Annotated in this window: 1 protein-coding gene; it reads right to left on the bottom strand. The window is 71.7% G+C overall.

All coding sequences use genetic code 11. The features are described 5' to 3' along the window. On the bottom strand, nucleotides 1-1,085 hold a 1,085-nt coding region (locus tag MFF04_RS21740; RefSeq protein WP_238279080.1), incomplete at both ends, for a polysaccharide biosynthesis/export family protein.

Genomic DNA, 1,085 nt, shown 5'->3' with positions numbered 1-1,085 from the left:
GTGATGGCGGCGGAGAAGACGGAGAGGACCTTCTGGACCTCGGTGAAGGGGGCGTTGGAGACGTAGACGAGGTCGCGGTTGCGCATGCGGAAGGCCTGGGTGACGAACAGGCTGTTGGGGTCCTTCATGTTGATGCGGTAGACGACCGGCACCAGCGGGGTCCCGAGCAGGGGCGATCCGGGCTTGAGGCGGCGCACGATGGCGGCCGGCTCGAAGCGGAAGACGAAGGTGCCTTGCGGGTCGGCCTGGAAGTCGGAGAGGCCGCGGGACTTGGCGAGCGCCTGGGCGAGCGTGATGCCCTCGGCCGAGAAGGGCAGCTCAGTGGAGTTGCCCAGCGCGCCCACCGCCAGGAAGGTCTGAGGGTCGCGCACCAGGGTGAGGACGTCGCCGGGGCGCAGGTAGATGTTCTCGCGCGGGTTCGAGACGACGGTGGTCATCGGCACGGTGGCGGTGGTGGTGCCGCGCGAGAGCCGCACGAAGGTCTCGGAGACGGCCGCGCGCACGCCGCCGGCGGAGGCGACGACGTCGAGGAGGCGATCGCCTTTGCCCGAGAGCGGCACGCGGGCGCCGGCGGTGACCTCGCCGGTGACGGTGACGGTCTGGGAGACGGGCTTGGTGACCGAGACCAGGACCTGGGGCTGGATGGCCTTGCCGGCGAGCTCGGCCTCGATCAGGGCCTGGACGTCCTGGGGCCTGCGTCCGGCGACCTGGATGCGCCCGGCATAGGGCACCGAGATGGCGCCGTCGCGGGAGACGACCTGCTCGGGGATCAGCGCCGACTTCGAGCCGGCCGAGAAGCGGTCGGCGATCAGCGGACCCGAGAACAGGCCGCCCGAGCCCGCCTCCCAGACCGAGACGGCCACGTAGTCGCCGACGCCGATCACCGGCTCCAGCGAGGGGCGGTGGTCGCCGAAGGAGGCGAGCAGGCTGTCGAGGGGGCGCGTGCGCAGGGACTCGACCACCGCCGGCGTGATGTCGATCAGCTCGTAGCGCGCCAGGACCCCGTCCGCCGTCGCGACCTCCGCCCCCTCCGCAACCGCGCTCGCCGTCGGACCCGACGCAGGCAAAATCGAACAGCCGGAGAC

It is taken from the genome of Methylobacterium jeotgali (assembly GCF_022179345.1).
Classification (GTDB): domain Bacteria; phylum Pseudomonadota; class Alphaproteobacteria; order Rhizobiales; family Beijerinckiaceae; genus Methylobacterium; species Methylobacterium jeotgali.
The sequence above is the reverse complement of the archived record's forward strand: the minus strand, read 5'-3'. Positions and strand labels throughout refer to the sequence as shown.